Source organism: Flavobacterium facile, assembly GCF_036321945.1.
Classification (GTDB): domain Bacteria; phylum Bacteroidota; class Bacteroidia; order Flavobacteriales; family Flavobacteriaceae; genus Flavobacterium; species Flavobacterium facile.
Genome location: NZ_JAZAYT010000035.1, coordinates 409,220 through 431,399, shown reverse-complemented (window position 1 = coordinate 431,399; position 22,180 = coordinate 409,220). Strand labels below are relative to the sequence as shown.

Sequence of the window (22,180 nt, the reverse complement as noted above, 5' to 3'; positions counted from 1 at the left end):
GACAGAGTTTCGAACTCTGTCGGAGTTAGTAAATAATTTATTCTATAATAAAATTAGCAATTTCATTTAAATCTTGTTTGATATTATGATAATTTACAAATTCTTCTTTACTGCCATAAATATCTATAATTTCATCCCTTTTTAATTTAGTCGGCTTTTCAGACAAAACGGAATCGTAAGATGACCAAGGATATAAATTAGCTTGTTTAACAAAACCGTGCTGAACTGGGTTATTGTGTATATAATAAATAACATTTTGTAAATACTTATCAGAAGTAATTACTTTTCTTTCAAAGGGTTTTTCAAACAAACCTCCGGTTCTATTGAATTTTTTATTTATAGCTTGTGTATAAGCATTAAACAAATAGCCAAACTGTTTTGATGGTTCAATAGATTTTGGTTTTTCTATAGTTGAATATTCTAATTTTTCAAATTCAATTTCATTTTCCAATCTTACATAAACTAAAATATGAAAATGATTTTTTAACAAACACCAAGCATATGTATCAGCAATTGGAGAAATATATTTATCATATAATCTTAAAAAATGATAATAACTCTCAGCATCATAAAAAACATCAATACTATTATTGCCACGATTATAAATGTGGTAATAATTTCCTTTTTCAAGTGGTATTGGCTTGTAATTTTTCATTTAATTTAAATTAAACTACGACAGAGTTCAAAACTCTGTCGTAGTTTATAGACGTTATTTTTTATCTCTTATTAAATTCCTCGTGATTGTCGATAAACGTAATTTTTCGAGTTGGTGCGATGTTGACTCTCAAATCAAAAATATCAAATCTGTTATAATGTCCGAGAATATCGTGCATTTGTTTTGGTTGGATGCATTTTTCTAAATCGATATCCGCGTAAACCATTCCTTCATCATCAATTAAAGGTTCGCCGATTACAGCGCCATTTGGACCAATAAATCCAGAAAAAGCCGAGTTTTTACGAGTTAGTAATTCTTCTACATTTGGAACATCTTCTTTTAACGCTTCCATAATTTCTTTAGAAACGGTTGAACACGAAACAATCGTAAACAATTTTCCTTCGAAAGAATGGGCTGCGGCACGAATTTTTATCGCCTCAGCCATATTATAATCTGGTGGCGCGACTGGTAATGAAATATAATTCGCAATGTGAATTAATTCCCCTTGAGAAAGCAAGGTAAAACGTGCTAAAGTATTTGTGTTTTCTCCACAAGCTAAAGTTCCAATTGGACCAATTTCTGTATTATATACTTTTAATGAAGAACCGTCACCAGAAGTCCACGTTAGTTTTTCAGCCCAAGTTGGGACTAACTTTCTGTGTTTTCCGATTAAGATTCCTTTGTTATCGATAATTAAATTGGTGTTGTAAATTTCACCGTAAGAATCGCCTCGTTCGTTAATTCCGATTACGATATGTATGTTATTATCTTTTGCCGCTTGAAACAAAGGTTGCATCGCTTCATCATCTGTTTTTACCGAACATTTATATAGTTTTTCATACCATTTGCTACCTTGAACTGGCGTCATGATCCAATTCCAATAAGGGTAACCCGCAACAAACACTTCTGGAAAGGCAATCAATTGCGCACCATTTTGACTGGCTTCTTTAATGAATGTAATCGCTTTTTCAACTGTTTTTTCTACGTTTAGAAAAACGGGTGAGGTTTGAACGGTGGCTGCTTTGAATTTTTTAAAGTCCATATTTTATTGTTTTGGTACGCGGATGAAACGGATTGCATTGCAAACGCGGATAATTGCTGATTTTTTTGGAACACAGATTTAAGAAATTTGAGAAATTATTATAATTTTTAGGTTCCTTAATTAAGTGTTATTTTAACTCTTTTATAATTCGATATTTTTGGTACGCGGATGAAACGGATTGCATTTCAAACGCTGATAATTGCTGATTTTTCTGGAACACAGATTTAAGTAATTTGAGAAATTTTAAAAATTAATCTGTGTGGATTTCTCAGATTTCTTTAATCTGTGTTGTTATACTGTATATTTTGAAATTTTACCTTTCATTTCCTCATTAAAAGGTTCTGCTTTGATACTTTGCCTGTCTTCCTGAATTTTCACATTCACTAAAGTGACTTCACCTTCTAAAACGGTTTTATCCTCTTGATTGGTGAATTGAAATCCGCATACTATTGATGACGATTTTAGTTCCGAAACCCACAATTTTTTGGATAAGGTTTCACCAATTCTAGCGGCATTTTTGAACTGTACTTTTAAATCTACGGTTGGAATGCCGTTGGTTTCGTGCATTTTTGAAAAAGGTCTGTCTAAAGCTTCTTCAAACCAATCTTCTACTAAATCATTTAGCATTTCTAGAAAACGCGGATAGAAAACAATTCCGGCGTAATCGATGTGTTTGAAACGGATTTTTTCTTGTTTGGTAAATATCATTTTTTATGTATTATGTCGCGAATTTTGCTGTTTGCCACGAAGACACCAAGTCGCTAAGTTTTTGTTTTATGTTTGTCTAAAAATTCTTCATTTGTGCTTATTCTAGCCCCGATAGTAGTGTAAATCCTTTTGTTTTTCCTTAAAAAAAAAGAAAAGATTGTAACGGATAGCGGGATTAGCTTCTTAAAAAAATTAGAAACTTGCTGAATTGGCTCTTTTCCAAAATCTAAAAAATTCGTTGGGAACGGTTGCTCCTTCAAGCAAGGCTCCTTTTTTTAATTCTGGATAGGTTTCTTCGAAAGTTTGTATTTTGGAACGTTCAATTCTTGTGCTTACTACTGTTCTGTCAACTTCATCAGGATGTGCTAAACCTGCTGACGCCATTAAATCCATCGCACTTTTTACCGTTTCATGATGATATCTGGAAACACGTATGCTTTTTTCTTCAGGCACTAAACCTTTTGTTAGTCTTGGATTTTGCGTTGCTACTCCGGTTGGGCAAGTGTTAGCATGACATTCTAATGCTTGAATACAACCCAAGGCAAACATCATTCCTCGAGCAGAATTACATACATCGGCACCTAATGATAGATTTCTAATGATGTCAAATCCAGTAATTACTTTTCCTGATGCGATAATTTTGATTTGATCTTTGATTGCAAAACCGTTTAAACAATCGTAAACAAAAGCTAAAGCATCTCGCAATGGCATTCCAACATGGTCTGAATATTCTTGCGGTGCGGCACCCGTTCCACCTTCTCCACCATCAACGGTAATAAAATCTAAATAGGTTTTAGTTTCCACCATAGCTTTACAAATGGAGATGAATTCTGTTTTATTTCCGATACAAATTTTAATTCCGATGGGTTTTCCGCCAGAACCTTTTCGTAATAGTTTTACGAATTCCATTAATTCTAAAGGTGTTGTAAAAGCAGAATGTGTTGGTGGAGACAAAATATCTTTTCCTTTTGATACCAAACGAATTTCGGCGATTTCATCTGTTACTTTTTCTTTAGGTAGAATTCCGCCATGACCTGGTTTTGCGCCTTGAGAAAACTTGATTTCTATCATTTTTACGTTGTCTAATGTCGCCCTTTTTACGAATTCTTCGTAATTAAATTTTCCTTCATCGGTACGACAACTGAAATAACCTGTTCCGATATTCCAAACCACATCGCCACCTTGTAAATGGTAAGGTGATAAGCCGCCTTCGCCCGTGTTGTGATAAAAACCACCTTGTTTAGCTCCGTTATTTAAAGCTAAAATGGCATTTTTACTTAACGAACCAAAACTCATCGCACTGATATTAAACAAACTCGCTTCATAAGGTTTTTCACATTGCGAAGAACCAATTTTTACGCGTGGATTTTCGTTAACTTTTGAAAAAGGAATCGCTTTTATACTATGATTGATCCATTCGTAACCTTCTTTATACACGTCGAGTTGTGTTCCGAAAGGCATAGAATCTGTTTCTTTTTTACTTCTTTGGTAGACAATACTTCTTTGTAAACGATTGAAAGGTTTTCCATCCGTATCATTTTCAATGAAATATTGACGCGCTCCAGGTCCGAGAGCTTCAAGCAAATAACGCATTCTTCCTAATAGTGGAAAATTTCTACGAATGGTTTTTTTCGATTGAAACATATCGTATAATCCCATCCCAATTAATGGAAGAAATATCAAAAGTAGAAAACTGAATTTCCAATTGATGTAGATAAGTATTCCTGTTAAGGAAAGAATGGTAATGCTTATTATTAAAAATGCTTTTCTCATAGTTTATGTTTTAACCGCAAAGCTCATAAGGTTTTACGCAAGCTTCGCAAGTTTTAAATTATTTTTATTTCAATTTAAATCGTTGAATTTTCCCAGTTTCTGTTTTGGGTAAAGCTTCTACAAAATATAATAATCTTGGATATTTATACGGTGCTGCTACTTCTTTAAACCAATTTTGCATTTCTTTTGATAATGCATTTGAAGCTTCGTTATAATCTTTCAAAACTACATAAGCACAAACTAACATACCGCGTTCTTCATCCGGTAAACCGACAACGGCACATTCTAAAATGGCTTCGTGAGTTAAAAGTACGGATTCTACTTCAATTGCGGCAATATTATAGCCAGAAGAAATAATCATATCATCGCCACGCGCTACAAAATAGAAATAACCTTCTTCATCTTGACGGAAAATATCGCCTGTGATGTTCCAGCCGTTTGCTACGTATTCTCTTTGTTTGTCTTCTCGGTTTAAATATTTACAACCTGTAATGCCTCGAACTGCTAATCTTCCGGCTTCATTTCTAGGTAATTCGTTTCCGTTTGCATCGATAATTTTAGCTTCGTAACCTGTAACAGCTAAACCAGTTGCGCCAGGCTTCATTTTTTCTTCATTGGATGAAATGAAAATATGTAACATTTCTGTTGCTCCGATTCCATCTATGATTTTTAATCCAGTCGCTTCGTACCAATCTTGCCAAACTTTTAAGGGTAAGGTTTCACCAGCAGAAACACATTTTCGAAGACTTGAAACATCAAAATCGTTGACTTTTGTAGTGATAATTCGCCAAGCCGTAGGAGCTGTAAAACAAATAGTGATTTTATAATCTTGAATCGCTTTTAATAGTAAATCGGGACTTGGCTTTTCGATTAAGAATGTCGAAGCGCCGAAATACATGGGAAACAAAACCAAGCCGCCTAAACCAAATGTAAAACCAAGTGGCGGACTTCCAGCAAACACATCATTTTGATTAGGTTGCAAAGCGTATTGTGGGAAAGCTTCGCAAATATTTAAAATATCTTTATGATAATGTGCGGTCATTTTTGGCAAACCTGTTGTTCCAGAAGTGAAACCAATTAATGCTACCGAATCAGATTTTGTATGGTAATTATGAAACGTTTTTGGTTTAGATTCCATTAACTTTTCTAAATCGGAATTTCTGTAGAAACTCACTTTTTTTAGAAAATCGGATTTCACTAAATGCATTTCTTCGGCTAAATCGCTATCGCAAAAGGCGTGAGAAATTTCGGCGCAATCTATGATTGTAGTTAATTCTTTCGAACGTAATAAAGGCATAGTTGCGACTACAATTCCGCCCGCTTTTAACACGGCAAACCAACAAGCGACCATCATGGGATTATTTGCAGAACGAATTAAAACACGATTTCCAGATTTCAAACCTAAATCATCCACCAAAACATGTGCAATTTGATTGGCTTTTTCGTATAAATCTTGATACGTCCAAGTTTCCTCAAAAGTTCGGATACAAATATTATTTCCACGACCTTCTTTAATGTGATTATCCAAAAGTTTTTGCACACAATTAAGCATTTCTGGTCGATTGAATTGTGTTAAATCCAAGAATTTATATTCTGGTTGTAACTCCAGATCAGGTAAATTTATATGGGCAAAATTATCTTCGTAATGTTTCATAACTACCAATTACTTCTTATTACTCTTCGGTTTCAATGCTTTTTTCATGCCTTCCGTTTGTTTTCTTTCCGAAGCTTTTAGCGGATACAAATGTGAAATTCCCATTTTGTATGGATTTGGAATATCAGTTGCTTGAAATTGTTCGTAGGCTTGAGCGTTTCTTACAAAGTTTGCATCTAATAATAAAGGTCTTCCTAAGGCTACTAAATCGGCACGACCATTTAAAATGATGGTATTAATTTGATCAATATCTTGAATGTAACCAGCAGTTATCGTTGGAACATGAACGGTATTTCTTACAGTATCTGAAAAAGGTGTTTGCCACATTCTTCCCGTTTGTGGTTTTTGATTGGCTACTGTATTTCCTGTTGAAACATTGATAATATCTGCACCAGCATTTTTGAAAGCAGTGGCAATTGTTATTACATCATCTTCTGTAATTCCGTTTTCTGCCCAATCTGTAGCTGAAATTCGAACCGACATGGGTTTTTCTTTTGGAAAAGCATTTCGCATTTCGGTGAAAACTCGTAATGGAAATTTTAATCTGTTTTCGATACTTCCGCCGAATGCATCAGTTCTAGTATTCGTTAATGGCGACAAGAAAGAAGCTAATAAAAATCCGTGATGTGCTTGCAATTCAATCATGTCAAAATTGGCATCATTGGCATTTTTTGAAGCTTGAACAAATTGAGAAATAATCAAATCCATATCGGCTAAAGTCATTGCTTTTGGCGTATTTGAATTCTCGTTAAAAGGAAGGGCTGAAGCGGAAAGTAATTCCCAACTTATTCCATTAAATGAATCTTCCCATGGTTTTTTAGTTGCTCCTTTTCTACCAGAATGACCTAATTGCATTCCTGTTTTTGTTTGTGTATGTTGATGAATGAAATCGTTAATACGTTTCCATTCTGTAATTTGATTTTCGTTATAAATTCCGGCACAACCTTCTGTAATTCTTCCTGTTTCAGAAATAGCAGTCATTTCGGTTAAAATTAAACCTAAACCGCCAACTGCTCTTGACGTATAATGTTGAAAATGCCAATCGTTAACCAATCCATTTGCTGCGGCATATTGTCCCATTGGCGCCATTACGATTCGGTTTTGCAATTCTAAATTTCTTAATTTGAAAGTTGAGAAAGCTGCCGATTGATTTTTGTCATTTACATTATTATTGCCATTGAATTCTTCTAAAACTTTATCTGTAAATGATTTATCGCGCAAGCGTAAGTTTTCGAAAGTTACTTTTTTCGAACGCGTCATGCAACCGAAAGCGAATTGATAAAACGGATGTTGGTTATGACGGTTCATGTTTTCAAACCAATCTAACGAGACTAAAGCCGCATATTGAATCATTTCAACTGTATTTCTACGAGATTTATCATATTGTTGAAAAGCAGCTTGCACATCTGTTGGATTCGCAATTACTGCATCCGATAATCCGATAGCGGAATCCATGGCTAATTTTGTACCCGATCCGATAGAATAATGTGCCGTAGCTTTGGCATCGCCTAATAAAACGATATTCTTGTGGTACCAGTTTTCATTGGTTACGTGCGGAAATTGGCGCCAATGTGATTTATTTGAAATTAGAAGATGTCCGTCTAATTCAGCTGCGAATATTTCTGAAATTTTAGCAATCGTATCCTCTTCATTGGTGACTTCAAAACCATGTTTTTGCCAGGTTTCATCCGAACATTCAAAAATCCAGGTACTCATACCTTCTTGGTATTGATACGAATGGGCTACGATTAAACCGTGTTCCGTATTTCTGAAAAAATACGTAAAAGCGTCTAAGGGTTTTGTAGAACCTAACCAAACGAAACGGTTTTGTTTCATTACGATTTTTGTACCGAACTCCTTTTCGTATTTGGTACGAATACTACTTCCAATTCCGTCTGAAGCGATAACCATATCAGCGTTTTCGAAAAGCGAAATATCATCTACATTTTGTTCGAAATGCAAATTCACGCCTTCTTCTTGACAGCGTTGTTGCAATAATTGCAATAGCGTTTTTCTAGAACAACCACAAAAACCATTTCCAGCGATATTAACACTTTCTCCGTCACGAGCAATAATAATATCGTCCCAATAGGCAAACTTGCTGCGAATTAACTCGTAGGATTGCATGTCGCGTTTTAAGAATTCACCCAAAGTTTCATCTGAAAAAACCACTCCAAAACCGAAACTATCATCTGGTTTGTTGCGCTCGTACACATCGATTTGACAATGCGGCATTGCTTTTTTGGTTAATATCGAAAAATATAGTCCGCCAGGACCACCACCAATTATTGCTATTTTCATTTACACAGAACTTGTTTCAGTATCTCAAGTTATCAAGATACTATTTTTACTATTATTTTTGTTTGGAACACAGATTTAAGAAATTTAAAAAATTATAATAATTTCTCTAATTTCTTAAATCTATTTTCCTATTAAATTATCTTTTAATGGAAAAAATTTCTCCTATTTTACTATAATTAGAACCTGCTAAACGTGCTACAGGTTTATAAGTATCTAAATTGATTCTGTGATTTTCTAATAGTATAGCATCGTCAATATGCATGGTAATTATTTTCCCGATGATAATACAAGCACCACCGTTTTGATGGTTTTCGATAAAATAATGATGCACCATTTCACATTCAAAATGCACTAAACTTTCTTTTACGCGCTTTGGTTTGATGTAAATGGAATCGATTGGCGTTACGTTTGCTAATTCGAATTCATCCACATCTGAAGCTACACTTTGGGAAGTGATGTTCATTTGTTCTACTACATCTTCCGTTACTAAATTGACAACAAACTGTTTGTTTAGGATGATATTATTTAAGGTATCTTTGTTTTTGTTTCCGGTTCTAACTGTAGAAAACATAATGTGTGGCGGATCTTCGCTAACTACATTGAAAAAGGAAAACGGCGCTAAATTATTATTTCCAAAACCATCAACAGTTGAAACCCAAGCGATAGGGCGAGGAATAACAGTTCCTGTTAATAATTTATATAAAGCCGAAGATTCTGTATTTTGAATATCAAATTGCATTTGAAGAATTTTAGTATCTTCAAAAATAAGTTAAAAATAATAATAATTATATTTTTTTAGGTTTAAAATTATCTGAATTTGCAAAGAATTTGTGGGATATTCAAATTATTTAATTATCCACATTAACATGTTTTTGTTGGCTTTAAGAAGCATGTCAATTTCCTTCATACTTTCATTTGAAACAGCTGGACAACCCCAACCTTCTGGCGTGCCTTTAGGAAACACTTCTTCAGAAGATATTTTCTCCCAAGAATGCAATACAATTGCGCGTTTTACCGCATTTGAATTGGTTTTCTCTTTTCCGATTAAAAGGTAATTCACTTTAATTCCCCATTGACTTACACCACGGGAACCAATTACATATTTCCCAATAGAAGAGCAATGTGAATCGAGTTCATTTGAAATTGGCGCGTTTTCTTTGCTTGAGGTCCAACTCCACATATGATCGCCACAACCGTGACTTACCATGTATGATTTTGTTTTTTTAGTGGTTTTTAAATCGTAGACAAAGAAGCGTTTTAAACCGGAATGTACATCTAAATCGATTAATATAAATTTGTTTTGATTGAGGTTGTTCTTTTTCACATAAGCTTTTGCTTCTTTGACATAAGAGGTATAGTCTTTTGGTTTAATTTCTAATTTAGGTGTTTCCGTTTGACAAGAAAGAAATAAGACTGCTAATAGAAATATTTTAATATAATTCATTGTTAGTTTTTATGGAATAACGAAGAAGTTGTGATATTATTATGCCATCTAAATCAACAAAACCTACCAAACCAATCTGCTTATTTTGAGTTTTAGTTTTTATTTACAATTTGGACACTTAAAATATTTCTACAATATCAAATTTATTTCGCAACTAAACAATTTTAATTAAAATAAAAAATTGTAAAAAGGAGATCAACATTAAAAAAACATATGTGGAATTAATTTCTTTAAATGAAAACAGTTTATTAATTCTATTAGAAATTGTGTGATAAAACAACAAACCTAAACTTAAAAACAACAGGTTTTTAAACTCCATATCATAAATTTGCACATCATAGGATGTCATGACCTTAAATATAATTTTAAAAATAAAAACAAAAACAAAATAAAATATTATATAATAATACAATTTAAAATTTTTCAAGAATAGAAAGTATAATAAAGCGTTAATTAATAAAAGTGTTACTATTTTAGTTATCATAATGAGTTTTAAATTTGAATCCTATAATAGCATTCATGGTAAAAGAAATTAATGATTTAAATGAATTTTATTATTTAATATATTTTCAAAAATATTAAAATTATAGAATTAATAAAAAAATTATTAAACAAAAAAAGTCCCAATTTTCATTGGGACTTTTAAGTTATATCAAAATATTATTTCAATTTCTTTTTGATTTCAATTTCGTGGAAACTTTCAATGATATCGTATTCTTTGATATCGTTGTATCCTTTAATTTGCATACCACAATCGTATCCTTTAGAAACTTCTTTTACATCGTCTTTGAAACGTTTTAAAGCTACTAATTCTCCTGTAAAGATAACAACACCTTCTCTAATTAAACGGATTCTGTTGTTACGGATTACTTTACCATCTGTAATCATACATCCAGCAATTGTTCCAACTTTAGAAACTTTGAATAATTCTCTAATTTCTGCAGTACCTGTAATTTCTTCTTTCAATTCTGGAGAAAGCATTCCTTCCATTGCGTCTTTTAAGTCGTCAATAGCTGCGTAAATAATAGAATAGTTACGGATATCGATTTCTTCTTTGTCAGCTAAGGCTTTAGCATTTCCAGCAGGACGAACGTTAAATCCGATAATAATCGCATCAGAAGCAGAAGCTAATAATACGTCAGATTCTGTAATCGCTCCAACTCCTTTATGAATGATATTAATTTGAATTTCTTCTGTTGATAATTTAGAGAACGAATCAGATAAGGCTTCAACCGAACCATCCACGTCTCCTTTAAGGATAATGTTTAATTCTTTAAATTGACCTAATGCAATACGACGACCAATTTCTGAAAGCGTAATATGTTTTTGAGTTCTTACAGATTGCTCACGAGCTAATTGTGCACGTTTAGTTGCAATTTGTTTCGCTTCTCTTTCTTCTTCGTAAACATTGAATTTATCTCCAGCTGTTGGTGCTCCGTCTAAACCAAGTACTGAAACAGGCGTTGATGGACCAGCTACTTTAATGCTGTTTCCTCTTTCATCAAACATGGCACGAATTTTACCATGATTTTTACCCGCTAACATGTAGTCACCAATTTTCAAAGTTCCGGCTTGTACTAAAATAGTAGATACATAACCACGACCTTTATCTAATTGTGCTTCCACAACAGTTCCTTGTGCTGGTTTATTTGGATTAGCTTTAAGTTCTAAAACTTCCGCTTCTAATAATACTTTTTCTAATAATTCTGGAATTCCTTGTCCGAATTTAGCAGAAATATCGTGAGATTGGTATTTTCCACCCCAATCTTCAACAAGTAAATTCATACCTGCTAATTGTTCTTTAATTTTTTCTGGATTTGCATTTGGCTTATCCACTTTGTTAATAGCGAAGATCATTGGAACTCCAGCTGCTTGAGCGTGAGAGATTGCTTCTTTTGTTTGAGGCATGATGTCATCATCCGCTGCCACTACAATAATAGCAATATCGGTAACTTGAGCTCCACGGGCACGCATCGCTGTAAAGGCTTCGTGACCTGGTGTATCTAAGAAAGCGATTTTTTGACCACCATCTAAAGTTACTCCGTATGCTCCAATATGTTGTGTAATTCCTCCCGATTCTCCAGCAATAACGTTTGCTTTACGAATATAATCCAGTAAAGATGTTTTACCATGATCGACGTGACCCATTACCGTAACAATTGGCGCTCTGAATTCTAATTCTTCTTCTGTATCTTCAACAACTACTGCATTTTCTTCAATGTCTGTAGTGATAAATTGCATTTCGTAACCAAATTCGTCAGCAACAATTGTTAATGTTTCTGCATCTAAACGTTGGTTCATGGTAACCATGATTCCTAAAGACATACAAGTTCCGATTACTTTCGTAATTGGCACATCCATCATTGTAGCAATTTCACCAACTGTAACGAATTCTGTTACTTTTAGGATTTTGCTTTCTAAATCTTGTTGTGCTAAATCGTCATCAGTACGTTGACGGTGCGTATCTCTTTTATCTCTTCTATATTTAGCCGCTTTAGATTTATTACCTTTTCCTTGTAATCTTTCTAAAGTTTCTTTAATTTGATTTTTGACTTCTTCTTCAGTTGGCTCAACTTTTACAACTGGTGTTGTTTTGTTGAAACCTGGTTTTTTGAAACCACCTCCGCCTTGTCCGCCTTGGTATGGTTTTTTTACAAAGCCACCACCGCCTTGCGTATTTCCACCTGTTCCACCTGTATTTGGAGTTCCTGGCTTGATAATTCTTTTACGTTTGTTGGCTGCAGCTCCTGCTCCGGCAGCTCCTGGCGTACCTGGTTTGTTTGCAGCACCAGGAGTTCCTGGTTTTTTAAACTCTTCTTTCTTTTTCTTAGGTTTATTAAATTGAGATAAATCAATCGTTTGACCAGTAAAAGTTGCTCCTGAAAGCTTTGTATATTGTGTGTCTAACTTTACTTCAATTGGAGTTCCGTCAGCATTAAATTCTTGTGGTTGAATAGAAGGTTCTTCAGCTTTTGCTGGAGCTTCTTTAGGTTTCTCAAAAGATTTTTTTACAGGTTCTGCAGGTTTGTCTGAAGTTTTTTCTGCAACAACTGGTTTTTCTTCTTTTGCAACAACATTATTTTCTTGAACAACAGCAGGTTTCTCCTCAGCAACAACAGGTTTTTCTACTTTTGGTTGTTCTTGTTTTTTAGGATTTAAATCAATTTTTCCTAAAGTAACAGGAGCGGTAACAACTGCTCTTGCTTTAATAACTTCTTGTTTTTGTCTTTCTTCTTCTGCAAGACGCTTAACTTCAAGTTCTTTTTCGATTTCACGTTTTAATGCTTCTTTCTCTTTTTTCTTTTCTTCGCCAACTTCTTTCGAAGCTACCTTGTTACCTTTATCGGCCGAAAAAATATCGCACAAGACGTCGAATTCCACTTGAGAAACTTTTGCATTGGGACTATGCTCAATGCTATGACCCTTTTCTTTTAAGGTGTCAACAGCTCTATCTAGTGAAATGTTGAATTCTTTTAAAACTTTACTTATTCGTATTACTCTTTCTTCAGACATATGTGTATTTTGCTTAATTTTCTGTGTTGTTGCGTTGCTATTATGTTAATTTGAATTAACTATCTAATTCATTTTTTAAAATATTGATCACATCTAAAATGGTTTCTTCTTCTAAATCTGTTCTTTTAACTAAATCAGCTACATCTTGATCTACAATGCTTCTTGCTGTATCTAAACCGATTTTTTCAAATTCTTCGATAATCCATTCTTCAATTTCATCGCTAAATTCTCTTAATTCCACATCATCTTCTTCTTGAACAATACCTTCACGAATTACATCTAATTCGTAACCAGTTAATTGACTAGCTAATTTAATGTTTTGACCGTTTCTACCAATGGCTTTTGAAACTTCTTCAATTTTTAAGAAAACTTCTGCTTTTTTATTCTCTTCATCAATTTTTACAGTAGAAACTTTAGCTGGGCTTAAGGCTCTAGTGATAAATAATTGTGTGTTTTGTGTATAATTAATTACGTCGATATTTTCATTTCCTAATTCGCGAACAATTCCGTGAATACGAGAACCTTTCATACCTACACAAGCTCCAACTGGATCAATTCTGTCATCGTAAGAATCTACAGCAACTTTCGCTTTTTCACCAGGAATACGAACTACTTTTTTAATTGTAATTAAACCATCAAAAACTTCTGGAATTTCTTGTTCGAATAATTTCTCTAAGAAACTTGGCGCTGTTCTTGACATGATAATTTGAGGTTTGTTACCTTTAAGCTCTACACTTTCGATAATCCCTCTCACGTTTTCTCCTTTTTTAAAGAAATCGTTTGGTATTTGTTTTTCTTTTGGTAAAATAATTTCATTTCCATCATCATCCATCAATACTACCATTTTAGGTCTTACGTGATGTACTTCTGCTGTATAAATATCACCAATTAAATCTTTAAATTGCTTGTAAAGATTCGTATTATCGTGTTCGTGAATTTTAGAAATCAAGTTCTGACGTAAAGCTAAAATGGCTCTTCTTCCTAAATCGATTAATTTAACTTCTTCAGAAACTTCTTCACCGATTTCAAAATCTGGTTCAATTTTTCTTGCTTCTGTTAACGTAATTTCTTCATTTTCGAAATCTAAATCTTCATCAGCAACTACCACACGGTTTCTCCATATTTCCATATCTCCTTTATCAGGATTAATGATAATATCGAAATTGTCATCTGAACCATATTTCTTTTTTAACGCATTTCTAAACACATCTTCCAAAATTGCCATTAAGGTAACTCTGTCGATTAGTTTGTCGTCTTTAAATTCTGAAAATGAATCTATTAATGCAATATTCTCCATGTTATGCTTTATTTTTTAAAATGATATTATTACTACTGCTTCTTTTATATCTGTATAAGAAATCTTTAAAGTTTTTTCAACTGTAACTTTTCCTTTTCCGATTTCTTTAGGCTCTCTCGCGCTCCAAGTTAATGTTGCACCTTCCTGATCTGCTTCAGTTACGGTTCCTTCAACATCTCCGTGAGAAATTGTTTTCACTTTTAACGTTCTACCGATATTTTTTTTGTATTGCCTTACCAATTTTAACGGAGTTGACAAACCAGCTGAAGCCACTTCAATAGAAAATTCTATTTCTTCTCCTTCTAATCCGTTGTCTAAAAACCTATTAACATTGATACAATCTTGCAAATTCACGCCTGAATCGCCATCTAAAACAACGGAAATCTTGTTTGTTTCTGAAAAATCTAAATCAATCAAAAACAATTGCGGGTGCTCTTCTAACGCCTTGCCAAGCAAGTCTTTTACTTTTTCTTTAAATGTCATCTTTATAAAAAGAGGCACGCAATGCGTGCCTCATTATTTGGTTCATTACGAAATAACTGCGCAAATATACAACATTTTTTTTGAAATGCACAAATATTTCATTTTTCAAAAAAAGTTGAACAATTCCAAAATATTTTTGTAATTTTATATTTGTTAACAAACCGTAATTAAATTTAAACACAATGAAAACAATTTTAGTACCTACCGACTTTTCTAAACACGCAGAAAATGCTCTTAAAGTAGCCGCACAAATTGCCAAAAAAAATGATGGCGAAATTATATTATTACACATGTTAGAGTTATCTACATCGGGAAATGACGCTCTTCATACTGCGCATGACATTCCTGAATTGATGTTTTTCAAAAATGCAGCTTTAGAAAAATTAGAAGATTTAGAGAATACAAGTTTTTTAGATGATGTAAAAGTTTCGAGTTTGGTTCAATTTAATATGGCATTTGACGGAATTATGGACAATGCTAAAAAACACAATGTGGATTTAGTAGTTATGGGTTCTCATGGCGCTAGCGGTTTCCACGAAATGTTTGTAGGTTCTAACGCAGAAAAAGTAGCTAGAAATTCTGAAATCCCAGTATTAGTAATTAAAAAAGAAGAAGAAGACTTCAAAGTAGACACACTTACTTTTGCATCTGATTTCTCTAAAGAAATAAAAAAACCATTTGAAAAAGTAGTTGATTTCGCAAAAAGCTTTGGATCTCATATTAATTTACTTTACATCATTACTCCAAACAACTTTAGCACAACAAGAGCTGCAGAAGAAAAAGTAAAAGGTTTTATTGAAGAATTTCATTTTTCAGACTATTCTACACACATCTACAACGACATCAATGTAGAAAAAGGAATATTACATTTCGCTAAAGATTCAAACACAGATATTATCGGAGTTTGTACACACGGTAGAAAAGGATTATCTCACTTTTTAAACGGAAGTATTTCTGAAGATTTAGTAAACCATGCTAAAAGACCAGTTGTTGCTTTTAAGATATAAGTTCTAAATAATTTAATAAAAATCCCGTTCAGATATATTCAGAACGGGATTTTTTTATAGGATTAACTTAATTACATTTCACAAAACCCAAACCATATAAAATAAAAAATCCCACTTTTTTCAAAGCGGGATTTTTTGTTGGCTCACAAGGACTCGAACCTTGAATGACTGCACCAAAAACAGTAGTGTTACCATTACACCATGAGCCAATTATTTCGTTATTGCGAGTGCAAATGTAATATATATTTTTTTCTTTGCAAACATTTCTTTAAAAATTTTTAAGAAAATTTTAATTGCTTATCTGTTCAATAAATAGTTTCTTTGTAATCTAAATTAATTTAGCACAAATATGACTTCATTTAATTACAGCAAATGGAACACTTACTTAGGTTGGTTTGCTTTTATAATTGCATTAATAACTTATACTTTAACAGTAGAGCCTACTATGAGTTTTTGGGATTGTGGTGAATATATTGCAACCGCAGCAAAACTTCAAGTTGGACATCCACCAGGTGCGCCTTTATACCAAATGATAGGTGCCTTTTTTGCTATGTTCGCAACAGATGACACTCAAATTGCATTAATGATTAACATGATGTCGGTTTTTTCTAGTGCGTTTACTATTTTGTTTATGTATTGGTCGACTTCTAAAATTATTAGAAAAATTGTAAAAGCTACTTCTGAATGGAATGACCAAACTTCAAAACTAACTTTAGGCGCTTCATTAATTGCTGCTTTATCTTTTACTTTTACAGATAGTTTCTGGTATAATGCTGTAGAAGCAGAAGTTTATTCTATGGCTTCGTTATTTATTGCTTTATTATTTTGGCTTGGATTGAAGTGGGAAGAAGAACTAGAATCAGAAAGAGGAAACAAATGGTTAATTCTAATTTCTTTGGTGATTGGACTTTCATTTGGAGTCCACTTTATGGCTTTGTTAGCTTTGCCTTCAATTGGAATGTTGTATTTCTTCAAGAAACAAAAAAATGTAACTACAAAAAATTTCATTATCGCCAATGTAGTAATTTTGGCTATTCTGATGTTTATTTTTAAATTTTTACTTCCGTACACGTTATCCTTCTTCGCAAAAACAGAAATTTTCGCAGTTAACTCAATTGGATTACCTTTTAATTCAGGAACTATAATTGCTTTTATATTAATTGTTGCTGGATTTTATTTCGGATTATCGTACACTAAGAAAAAAGGATTAGTAGATTACAACTCCCTATTATTGTGCGTGTTATTTATATTAATTGGGTTCTCAACATGGATCATGTTACCAGTTAGAGCGAATTCAAACATTAACATTAACGAAAACAAACCAAGTGACGCTGCCGAAGTTTTAGCATATTATAACAGAGAGCAATACGGTGAAACGAAATTATTTTATGGTCCACAATTTTCAAATGTTTATGCTGGAGCAGATAAAGAAGACCCCTACTCTGATGACAAACCTAACTACGAAAGAGACGAGAAAACTGGTAAATATGTAATTACCAATAACTATAAAGACGCCAATCACAATCCAAACTCAGATCACAACGCTTTTTTACCAAGACTTTGGAGTGAAGAACACGCTAAAAACTACATGACTTTTACAAAACCATTAGAGTTTAGCATCAATCACGAAGCTTTTTATGACGAAGAAACTGGCGAAACAAATGAAGAGAAACTAGGTCAGTTTACAGAAATTGTTTCTGATTTTAGAAGTAAATTTGCTTCAAATAAATTAGGATTAGACGAATATGAAGAATTCTTAAAAACATATGGCGATTATTTAACCATTGAAAAACCGTCGTTTTCAGACAATATGAAATTCATGTTTGAATATCAGTTTGGCTACATGTATTTCCGCTATTTAATGTGGAATTTTGTTGGAAGACAAAATGATCAACAAGGAAATTACGAAAGTTTAGAAGGAAACTGGTTGAGTGGAATTGGATTCATTGACAATTTACACTTAGACAATCAAGACGAATTAACTACTGACATGAAAAACAATAAAGGTAGAAATGTATATTTCTTTTTACCATTTATTTTAGCCGTTATCGGAATGGTATATCACGCTAAGAAGGAATGGAAATCCTTTTATGTTTTACTTTTACTCTTCTTATTCACTGGTTTAGTCTTAAAAGTTTATCTTAATGAAAGACCTTTTGAACCAAGAGAAAGAGATTATGCTTTAGTGGGTTCGTTCTACATTTTTGCGATGTGGATTGGAGTTGGAGTGTATGCCATTTATCAATACATTTTAAAATATGTGAAACCGAAAGTAGCTTTACCAGCAGTTTTAGCAACTGCTTTATTGGCTTCTCCAGTCGTTTTAGCTTCTCAAAACTGGGATGACCACGACAGAAGTGGAAAACACACAGCTGTTGCAATGGCAAGAGCCTATTTAGATTCTTGCGAACCGAACGCTATTTTATTTACTATTGGAGATAACGACACATTCCCAATGTGGTATTTACAAGAAATTGAAGGTTATAGAACAGATATTAGAATTGTAAACACCAGTTTATTAGCTACGGATTGGTATATTGATGAAATGAAAGTAAAATCAAACAAATCTGATGCGTTACCGATTTCATTTACACATGATCAATATGTTGGTGATAAAAGAAACTATTGTTTGTTTGACGAAAGAACAACAGATACATTAGATTTAGGCTTAACCTTAGATTTCTTAAAAGACGACCGTTCGAAAAGAGAAATGAAAAACGGACAATTTGTTCATTTTTATCCAAGTGAGCACTTGAAGATTAAAATCGACAAGCAAAATATTATTAAAAATAAAGTGGTTTCTCCAAAATACAATGATTCGATTGTTGATGAAATTCAATTGAAATTAAAAGGTGGCGCATTATATAAAAACAGAATATTAATGTTAGATATTTTTAACGAAAACAACTGGAAAAGACCTATTTACTTTTCTCCAGGAAGTTTCGGTTCTGATGATTATATTTGGATGAAAGAATACCTGCAATTAGATGGAATGGTTTACAAATTAGTACCTGTTAAAACTAAGCTAGAAGAAGGAAATTCTTATGACATGGGTTATATTGATACAGATAAAATGTATACTATTATAAACAAATGGACTTGGGGCAATGCCGGAAGTGATAAAATTTATCATGATCCAGAAACACGTAAAAATGCTTTATCGTATAGAAATAATCTTTCTCGTTTGATGACAGCTTTAATTGAAGAAAAGAAATTCGATAAGGCGGAAAAAGTAATTCAAATTGCAATGAAAAACATGCCAATTGACTATTTTGAATACTACACCACTGTCAATCCATTTGCAGAAGGTTATTATAAAATTGGCAAACCAGAAGAAGGAAGAAAAATCTTGAATCAACTGATGAAAAAACATCAGGAAAAAATTACGTTCTTTAATTCGCAATCCGAAAAACAAAAAGCATTTTATGGAAGAGAAATTAATGATGAAATTAAAAGATATTACATGTTACTTCTTATTGCAGAAGAAAATAATGATTTAGACTTCCATCGTCAACAAATTGTAAAATTCAACAATTACAACAAAATGATGGGTGATTACGGAATTAACATAGAATAAAACAACAATACTAAAGCCACTTTCGAGTGGCTTTTTTTTATACATAATAGCGAAATAAATTTATGCGAACAGCACTCATCTTATAAGTAGGAATTATACAAATTATATCCAAAATTCAATAACAAGGCCAAAAAGTTTAAATCTTAACTTTGGAAGTAATTCAAAACTTATAATCATGAATATTAAACGACTTTTTGGCGCATTATTAACAATTCTTGGAATTGCTGGTCTGATTTATACCGCATTTGTATTTACTTCTACATCTGGAAGCGAACGTGACGTAAAATCTTTAATCATATATGGAATATTAGGAATCGTGTTTTTTATTGCAGGGATTGGACTTGTAAAAACAACAAAAGACGAATCTTAAGAGTATTTTCAAAATAAAAAACATCTTAAGACAAAAAGGAACTTAAAACTTTATTACTTTTGGGTGGTAAATGACAAAAATTCCTAAAATAATAAAACACATATTTTTCAATCAGGTTTGGAACATTCCAAATGCTGACAATTCTGTTTATTTAACTTTTGACGACGGACCTACTCCTGAAATCACCGAAAAAGTTTTAGAAATTTTAGAAAAACATCAAATCAAAGCCACGTTTTTTTGCATTGGTGATAATGTCAGAGAACATCCAGAAATCGTTCAGAAAATCATTTCTAAACACCATTCTGTAGGTAATCATACATATAGTCATTTGAAAGGTTGGAAAACACCAACTAAAACTTATATCAGTAACACCGAAGCTTGTGAAATCAAGTTGAACTCGCTATTTAAAATTCGAAATTCGAAATTGTTTCGTCCGCCTTATGGAAAAATTACGCCTTGGCAATCTTATAAACTACGAAAATTAGGCTACAAAATAATTATGTGGGATGTATTGAGTAAAGATTACGATGTGAATCTTTCTCCAGAAACGTGTTATGAAAACGTAGTTAATAACGTGTCGTCAGGAAGTATTATTGTTTTTCATGATAGCGTAAAAGCACAAAAAAACTTGCTCAATAGTTTAGATAAAACCATTGAAACATTAAAAAGTAAAGGATTTAATTTTGAAAAAATCGCCTAAGCTTGTTCTTGAATAAGAGTAATTAAAGTATTCGCATCAAATTCACCGCTTTGTCTCCAAACCATTTGACCATCTTTATAAATCATAAAAGTTGGCAAACCTTTAATACGCAGTGCTTCTGCTAATTCTTTATTTTTATCTACATCAATTTTAATCACTTTTGCTTTATCGCCTAAGGCAGCAGCAACGTGACGAATTGTTTCATTCATAGTAATAGATTGCTCGTGCCATTCCGTAAAAAAATCAATTAATACGGGTACTTGTGCATCTATAAGTTCTCCAAATTTCGACATAGACCGAAGTGTTTATTAAACAAATGTAAATATTTTTTTAATATATCAAACAAATATGCAGACTTTTTCAGTGATTACGCGTCTTTTTTAGTTTTTTTTAACTCTATTACGGTGATTTCTGGCATAATTCCTACTCTTCCCGGATAGGCATGAAAGCCAAAACCACGATTTACATAAATATATCTTCCCGCATTTTCATATAAACCCGCCCATTGTTTGTAAACGTATTGCACCGGACTCCATTTGAACCAACCCGGTATTTCAATTCCAAATTGTAAACCATGCGTATGCCCAGATAAGGTTAAGTGATAATGTGTGTCATGATTTTTGATTTCATTTTCCCAATGACTTGGGTCGTGACTCATTACTATTTTAAAATCTTCTGGTTTTGTATTAGCAGTAGCTTTTTTCAAATCGCCTTTTTTACCGAAATGAACGCCCCAATTTTCTACACCAACCAATACAATTTCACTCAAACCTTTTTTAAGCCTTACGTTTTCGTTCATCAATAAATTGAAATCTATTTTTTGGTGAATGGCTTTTACATCTTCAAAATTTTGATTTTCTTCTTTATCAGAATCCCATTCAAAATATTTTCCATAATCATGATTTCCCAAAATAGAATACTTTCCTAATTTCGGATGATATAAACCTTTAAAAGTATCAATCCATGGATCCATTTCTTTGGCATGTGTATTCACGATATCACCTGTAAATAATAACAAATCGGAATTTTGTTCGTTAATTAAATCAACAGCATATTTAATCTTATCCGTATTGTTATCAAAACTTCCACTGTGTATATCTGAAATTTGAGTAATAGTTGTGCCATCAAATTCCTCAGGCAAATCATCAAAAAAGAGTTGTTGTTTAATCACTTTGAAATTATATTTTCCAATTGTCATTCCATAAACTAAAGAGGCGAACGGAATAGCAGCAATTCCTAAAGCAATCTGACTCACAAATCTTCTTCTTGGACTGAAAAATTGTTCTCTATCTTCATCCACAAAACTCATAATGCAAGCTTCTACAAAACGGGAAACATCTTCAATAAACAACACCAAAAAGATTAAAATTTTCGGAATATATATTAATAAGGCTAAGCCGACAACAAACAAACTCGATTTATTTTGTCCTTTACCTCTATCGAAATTCATAAAAGAATACACGATAAAAAGCATCGCAATAAGCGATATAGCTAAATAAACACCTAAAACCCACTTGTTTTTGGTTATGGTTTTAATTGCTTGAAACGAGTAGAATTCAACAATTAACAATATAATTAACGGTATTAAACCTTTCATGTTTTTTAAATTTTACACAAATTAACTAACAACTTGACAATTAACATAAATATTTATTG

At 32.8% G+C, this 22,180-nt stretch carries 17 protein-coding genes and 1 tRNA gene; 4 read left to right on the top strand and 14 right to left on the bottom strand.

Going from position 1 to position 22,180, the window contains the following annotated elements; translation table 11 throughout:
• Window positions 1-37 precede the first annotated feature (37 nt).
• The 11 genes from UEQ13_RS14490 to rimP form a co-directional block, all read right to left on the bottom strand.
• The gene (locus UEQ13_RS14490) at window positions 38-655 is read right to left on the bottom strand and encodes a hypothetical protein (protein ID WP_329807045.1); all 618 of its coding nucleotides are present in this window, start codon (window positions 653-655) and stop codon (window positions 38-40) included.
• 61 nt (window positions 656-716) lie between these two features.
• Window positions 717-1,697, bottom strand: coding sequence for a carbon-nitrogen hydrolase family protein (locus UEQ13_RS14485; RefSeq protein WP_329807043.1), 981 nt, complete (start codon window positions 1,695-1,697; stop codon window positions 717-719).
• A gap of 291 nt (window positions 1,698-1,988) precedes the next feature.
• Window positions 1,989-2,405: an acyl-CoA thioesterase gene (locus UEQ13_RS14480; RefSeq protein ID WP_329807042.1), complete on the bottom strand. Its 417-nt coding sequence runs from the start codon at window positions 2,403-2,405 to the stop codon at window positions 1,989-1,991.
• Window positions 2,406-2,597: 192 nt separating this feature from the next.
• A complete protein-coding gene (locus UEQ13_RS14475; RefSeq protein WP_329807040.1) occupies window positions 2,598-4,178 on the bottom strand; it encodes an FMN-binding glutamate synthase family protein in 1,581 nt (526 codons plus the stop codon).
• A 64-nt stretch (window positions 4,179-4,242) separates the two neighbouring features.
• Window positions 4,243-5,832, bottom strand: coding sequence for an AMP-binding protein (locus tag UEQ13_RS14470; protein ID WP_329807039.1), 1,590 nt, complete (start codon window positions 5,830-5,832; stop codon window positions 4,243-4,245).
• A 9-nt stretch (window positions 5,833-5,841) separates the two neighbouring features.
• Window positions 5,842-8,133, bottom strand: a complete 2,292-nt coding sequence (locus tag UEQ13_RS14465; protein WP_329807037.1) for an oxidoreductase — start codon at window positions 8,131-8,133, stop codon at window positions 5,842-5,844.
• Between the two features lie 136 nt (window positions 8,134-8,269).
• Window positions 8,270-8,872 (bottom strand): flavin reductase family protein, encoded by a 603-nt coding sequence (locus tag UEQ13_RS14460; protein ID WP_329807036.1) that lies wholly within the window; start codon window positions 8,870-8,872, stop codon window positions 8,270-8,272.
• A 105-nt stretch (window positions 8,873-8,977) separates the two neighbouring features.
• Window positions 8,978-9,577 (bottom strand): murein L,D-transpeptidase catalytic domain-containing protein, encoded by a 600-nt coding sequence (locus tag UEQ13_RS14455; protein ID WP_329807034.1) that lies wholly within the window; start codon window positions 9,575-9,577, stop codon window positions 8,978-8,980.
• Window positions 9,578-10,237: 660 nt separating this feature from the next.
• Window positions 10,238-13,090 carry a translation initiation factor IF-2 gene (gene infB, locus UEQ13_RS14450; RefSeq protein ID WP_329807033.1) on the bottom strand — a complete coding sequence of 951 codons (2,853 nt, stop codon included), beginning with the start codon at window positions 13,088-13,090 and terminating at the stop codon, window positions 10,238-10,240.
• A 55-nt stretch (window positions 13,091-13,145) separates the two neighbouring features.
• The gene (gene nusA / locus UEQ13_RS14445) at window positions 13,146-14,387 is read right to left on the bottom strand and encodes a transcription termination factor NusA (RefSeq protein ID WP_329807032.1); all 1,242 of its coding nucleotides are present in this window, start codon (window positions 14,385-14,387) and stop codon (window positions 13,146-13,148) included.
• Between the two features lie 15 nt (window positions 14,388-14,402).
• Complete coding sequence (rimP, locus tag UEQ13_RS14440) at window positions 14,403-14,870, bottom strand: ribosome assembly cofactor RimP (protein WP_329807031.1); 468 nt, start codon at window positions 14,868-14,870, stop codon at window positions 14,403-14,405.
• Between the two features lie 182 nt (window positions 14,871-15,052).
• On the opposite strand from rimP, the gene UEQ13_RS14435 reads away from it, so the two are divergent.
• On the top strand, window positions 15,053-15,877 hold the full coding sequence (locus UEQ13_RS14435) for a universal stress protein (RefSeq protein ID WP_329807030.1): 825 nt from the start codon (window positions 15,053-15,055) through the stop codon (window positions 15,875-15,877).
• Window positions 15,878-16,015: 138 nt separating this feature from the next.
• Here UEQ13_RS14435 and UEQ13_RS14430 read toward each other — a convergent pair.
• Window positions 16,016-16,086 (bottom strand) — tRNA-Gln (locus tag UEQ13_RS14430).
• Between the two features lie 140 nt (window positions 16,087-16,226).
• Here UEQ13_RS14430 and UEQ13_RS14425 point away from each other — a divergent pair.
• The 3 genes from UEQ13_RS14425 to UEQ13_RS14415 all read left to right on the top strand — a co-directional run bounded on the left by UEQ13_RS14425 (window position 16,227) and on the right by UEQ13_RS14415 (window position 20,524).
• Window positions 16,227-19,454, top strand: coding sequence for a DUF2723 domain-containing protein (locus UEQ13_RS14425; RefSeq protein WP_329807028.1), 3,228 nt, complete (start codon window positions 16,227-16,229; stop codon window positions 19,452-19,454).
• A 175-nt stretch (window positions 19,455-19,629) separates the two neighbouring features.
• Complete coding sequence (locus UEQ13_RS14420; protein ID WP_329807027.1) at window positions 19,630-19,824, top strand: hypothetical protein; 195 nt, start codon at window positions 19,630-19,632, stop codon at window positions 19,822-19,824.
• A gap of 70 nt (window positions 19,825-19,894) precedes the next feature.
• Window positions 19,895-20,524 carry a polysaccharide deacetylase family protein gene (locus tag UEQ13_RS14415; protein ID WP_329807025.1) on the top strand — a complete coding sequence of 210 codons (630 nt, stop codon included), beginning with the start codon at window positions 19,895-19,897 and terminating at the stop codon, window positions 20,522-20,524.
• On the opposite strand, the gene UEQ13_RS14410 is transcribed toward UEQ13_RS14415, so the two are convergent.
• Both UEQ13_RS14410 and UEQ13_RS14405 read right to left on the bottom strand, forming a co-directional pair.
• Window positions 20,521-20,817, bottom strand: a complete 297-nt coding sequence (locus UEQ13_RS14410; RefSeq protein WP_091469308.1) for a thioredoxin family protein — start codon at window positions 20,815-20,817, stop codon at window positions 20,521-20,523. The genes UEQ13_RS14415 and UEQ13_RS14410 overlap by 4 nt on opposite strands.
• 74 nt (window positions 20,818-20,891) lie before the next feature.
• On the bottom strand, window positions 20,892-22,121 hold the full coding sequence (locus tag UEQ13_RS14405) for a metallophosphoesterase (protein ID WP_329807023.1): 1,230 nt from the start codon (window positions 22,119-22,121) through the stop codon (window positions 20,892-20,894).
• Between the last annotated feature and the right edge of the window lie 59 nt (window positions 22,122-22,180).

Coding starts and splice junctions, on each gene's coding strand:
- UEQ13_RS14490 (WP_329807045.1), bottom strand. CDS start 655: ATGAAAAATTACAAGCCAATACCACTTGAAAAAGGAAATTATTACCAC.
- UEQ13_RS14485 (WP_329807043.1), bottom strand. CDS start 1,697: ATGGACTTTAAAAAATTCAAAGCAGCCACCGTTCAAACCTCACCCGTT.
- UEQ13_RS14480 (WP_329807042.1), bottom strand. CDS start 2,405: ATGATATTTACCAAACAAGAAAAAATCCGTTTCAAACACATCGATTAC.
- UEQ13_RS14475 (WP_329807040.1), bottom strand. CDS start 4,178: ATGAGAAAAGCATTTTTAATAATAAGCATTACCATTCTTTCCTTAACA.
- UEQ13_RS14470 (WP_329807039.1), bottom strand. CDS start 5,832: ATGAAACATTACGAAGATAATTTTGCCCATATAAATTTACCTGATCTG.
- UEQ13_RS14465 (WP_329807037.1), bottom strand. CDS start 8,133: ATGAAAATAGCAATAATTGGTGGTGGTCCTGGCGGACTATATTTTTCG.
- UEQ13_RS14460 (WP_329807036.1), bottom strand. CDS start 8,872: ATGCAATTTGATATTCAAAATACAGAATCTTCGGCTTTATATAAATTA.
- UEQ13_RS14455 (WP_329807034.1), bottom strand. CDS start 9,577: ATGAATTATATTAAAATATTTCTATTAGCAGTCTTATTTCTTTCTTGT.
- infB (WP_329807033.1), bottom strand. CDS start 13,090: ATGTCTGAAGAAAGAGTAATACGAATAAGTAAAGTTTTAAAAGAATTC.
- nusA (WP_329807032.1), bottom strand. CDS start 14,387: ATGGAGAATATTGCATTAATAGATTCATTTTCAGAATTTAAAGACGAC.
- rimP (WP_329807031.1), bottom strand. CDS start 14,870: ATGACATTTAAAGAAAAAGTAAAAGACTTGCTTGGCAAGGCGTTAGAA.
- UEQ13_RS14435 (WP_329807030.1), top strand. CDS start 15,053: ATGAAAACAATTTTAGTACCTACCGACTTTTCTAAACACGCAGAAAAT.
- UEQ13_RS14425 (WP_329807028.1), top strand. CDS start 16,227: ATGACTTCATTTAATTACAGCAAATGGAACACTTACTTAGGTTGGTTT.
- UEQ13_RS14420 (WP_329807027.1), top strand. CDS start 19,630: ATGAATATTAAACGACTTTTTGGCGCATTATTAACAATTCTTGGAATT.
- UEQ13_RS14415 (WP_329807025.1), top strand. CDS start 19,895: ATGACAAAAATTCCTAAAATAATAAAACACATATTTTTCAATCAGGTT.
- UEQ13_RS14410 (WP_091469308.1), bottom strand. CDS start 20,817: ATGTCGAAATTTGGAGAACTTATAGATGCACAAGTACCCGTATTAATT.
- UEQ13_RS14405 (WP_329807023.1), bottom strand. CDS start 22,121: ATGAAAGGTTTAATACCGTTAATTATATTGTTAATTGTTGAATTCTAC.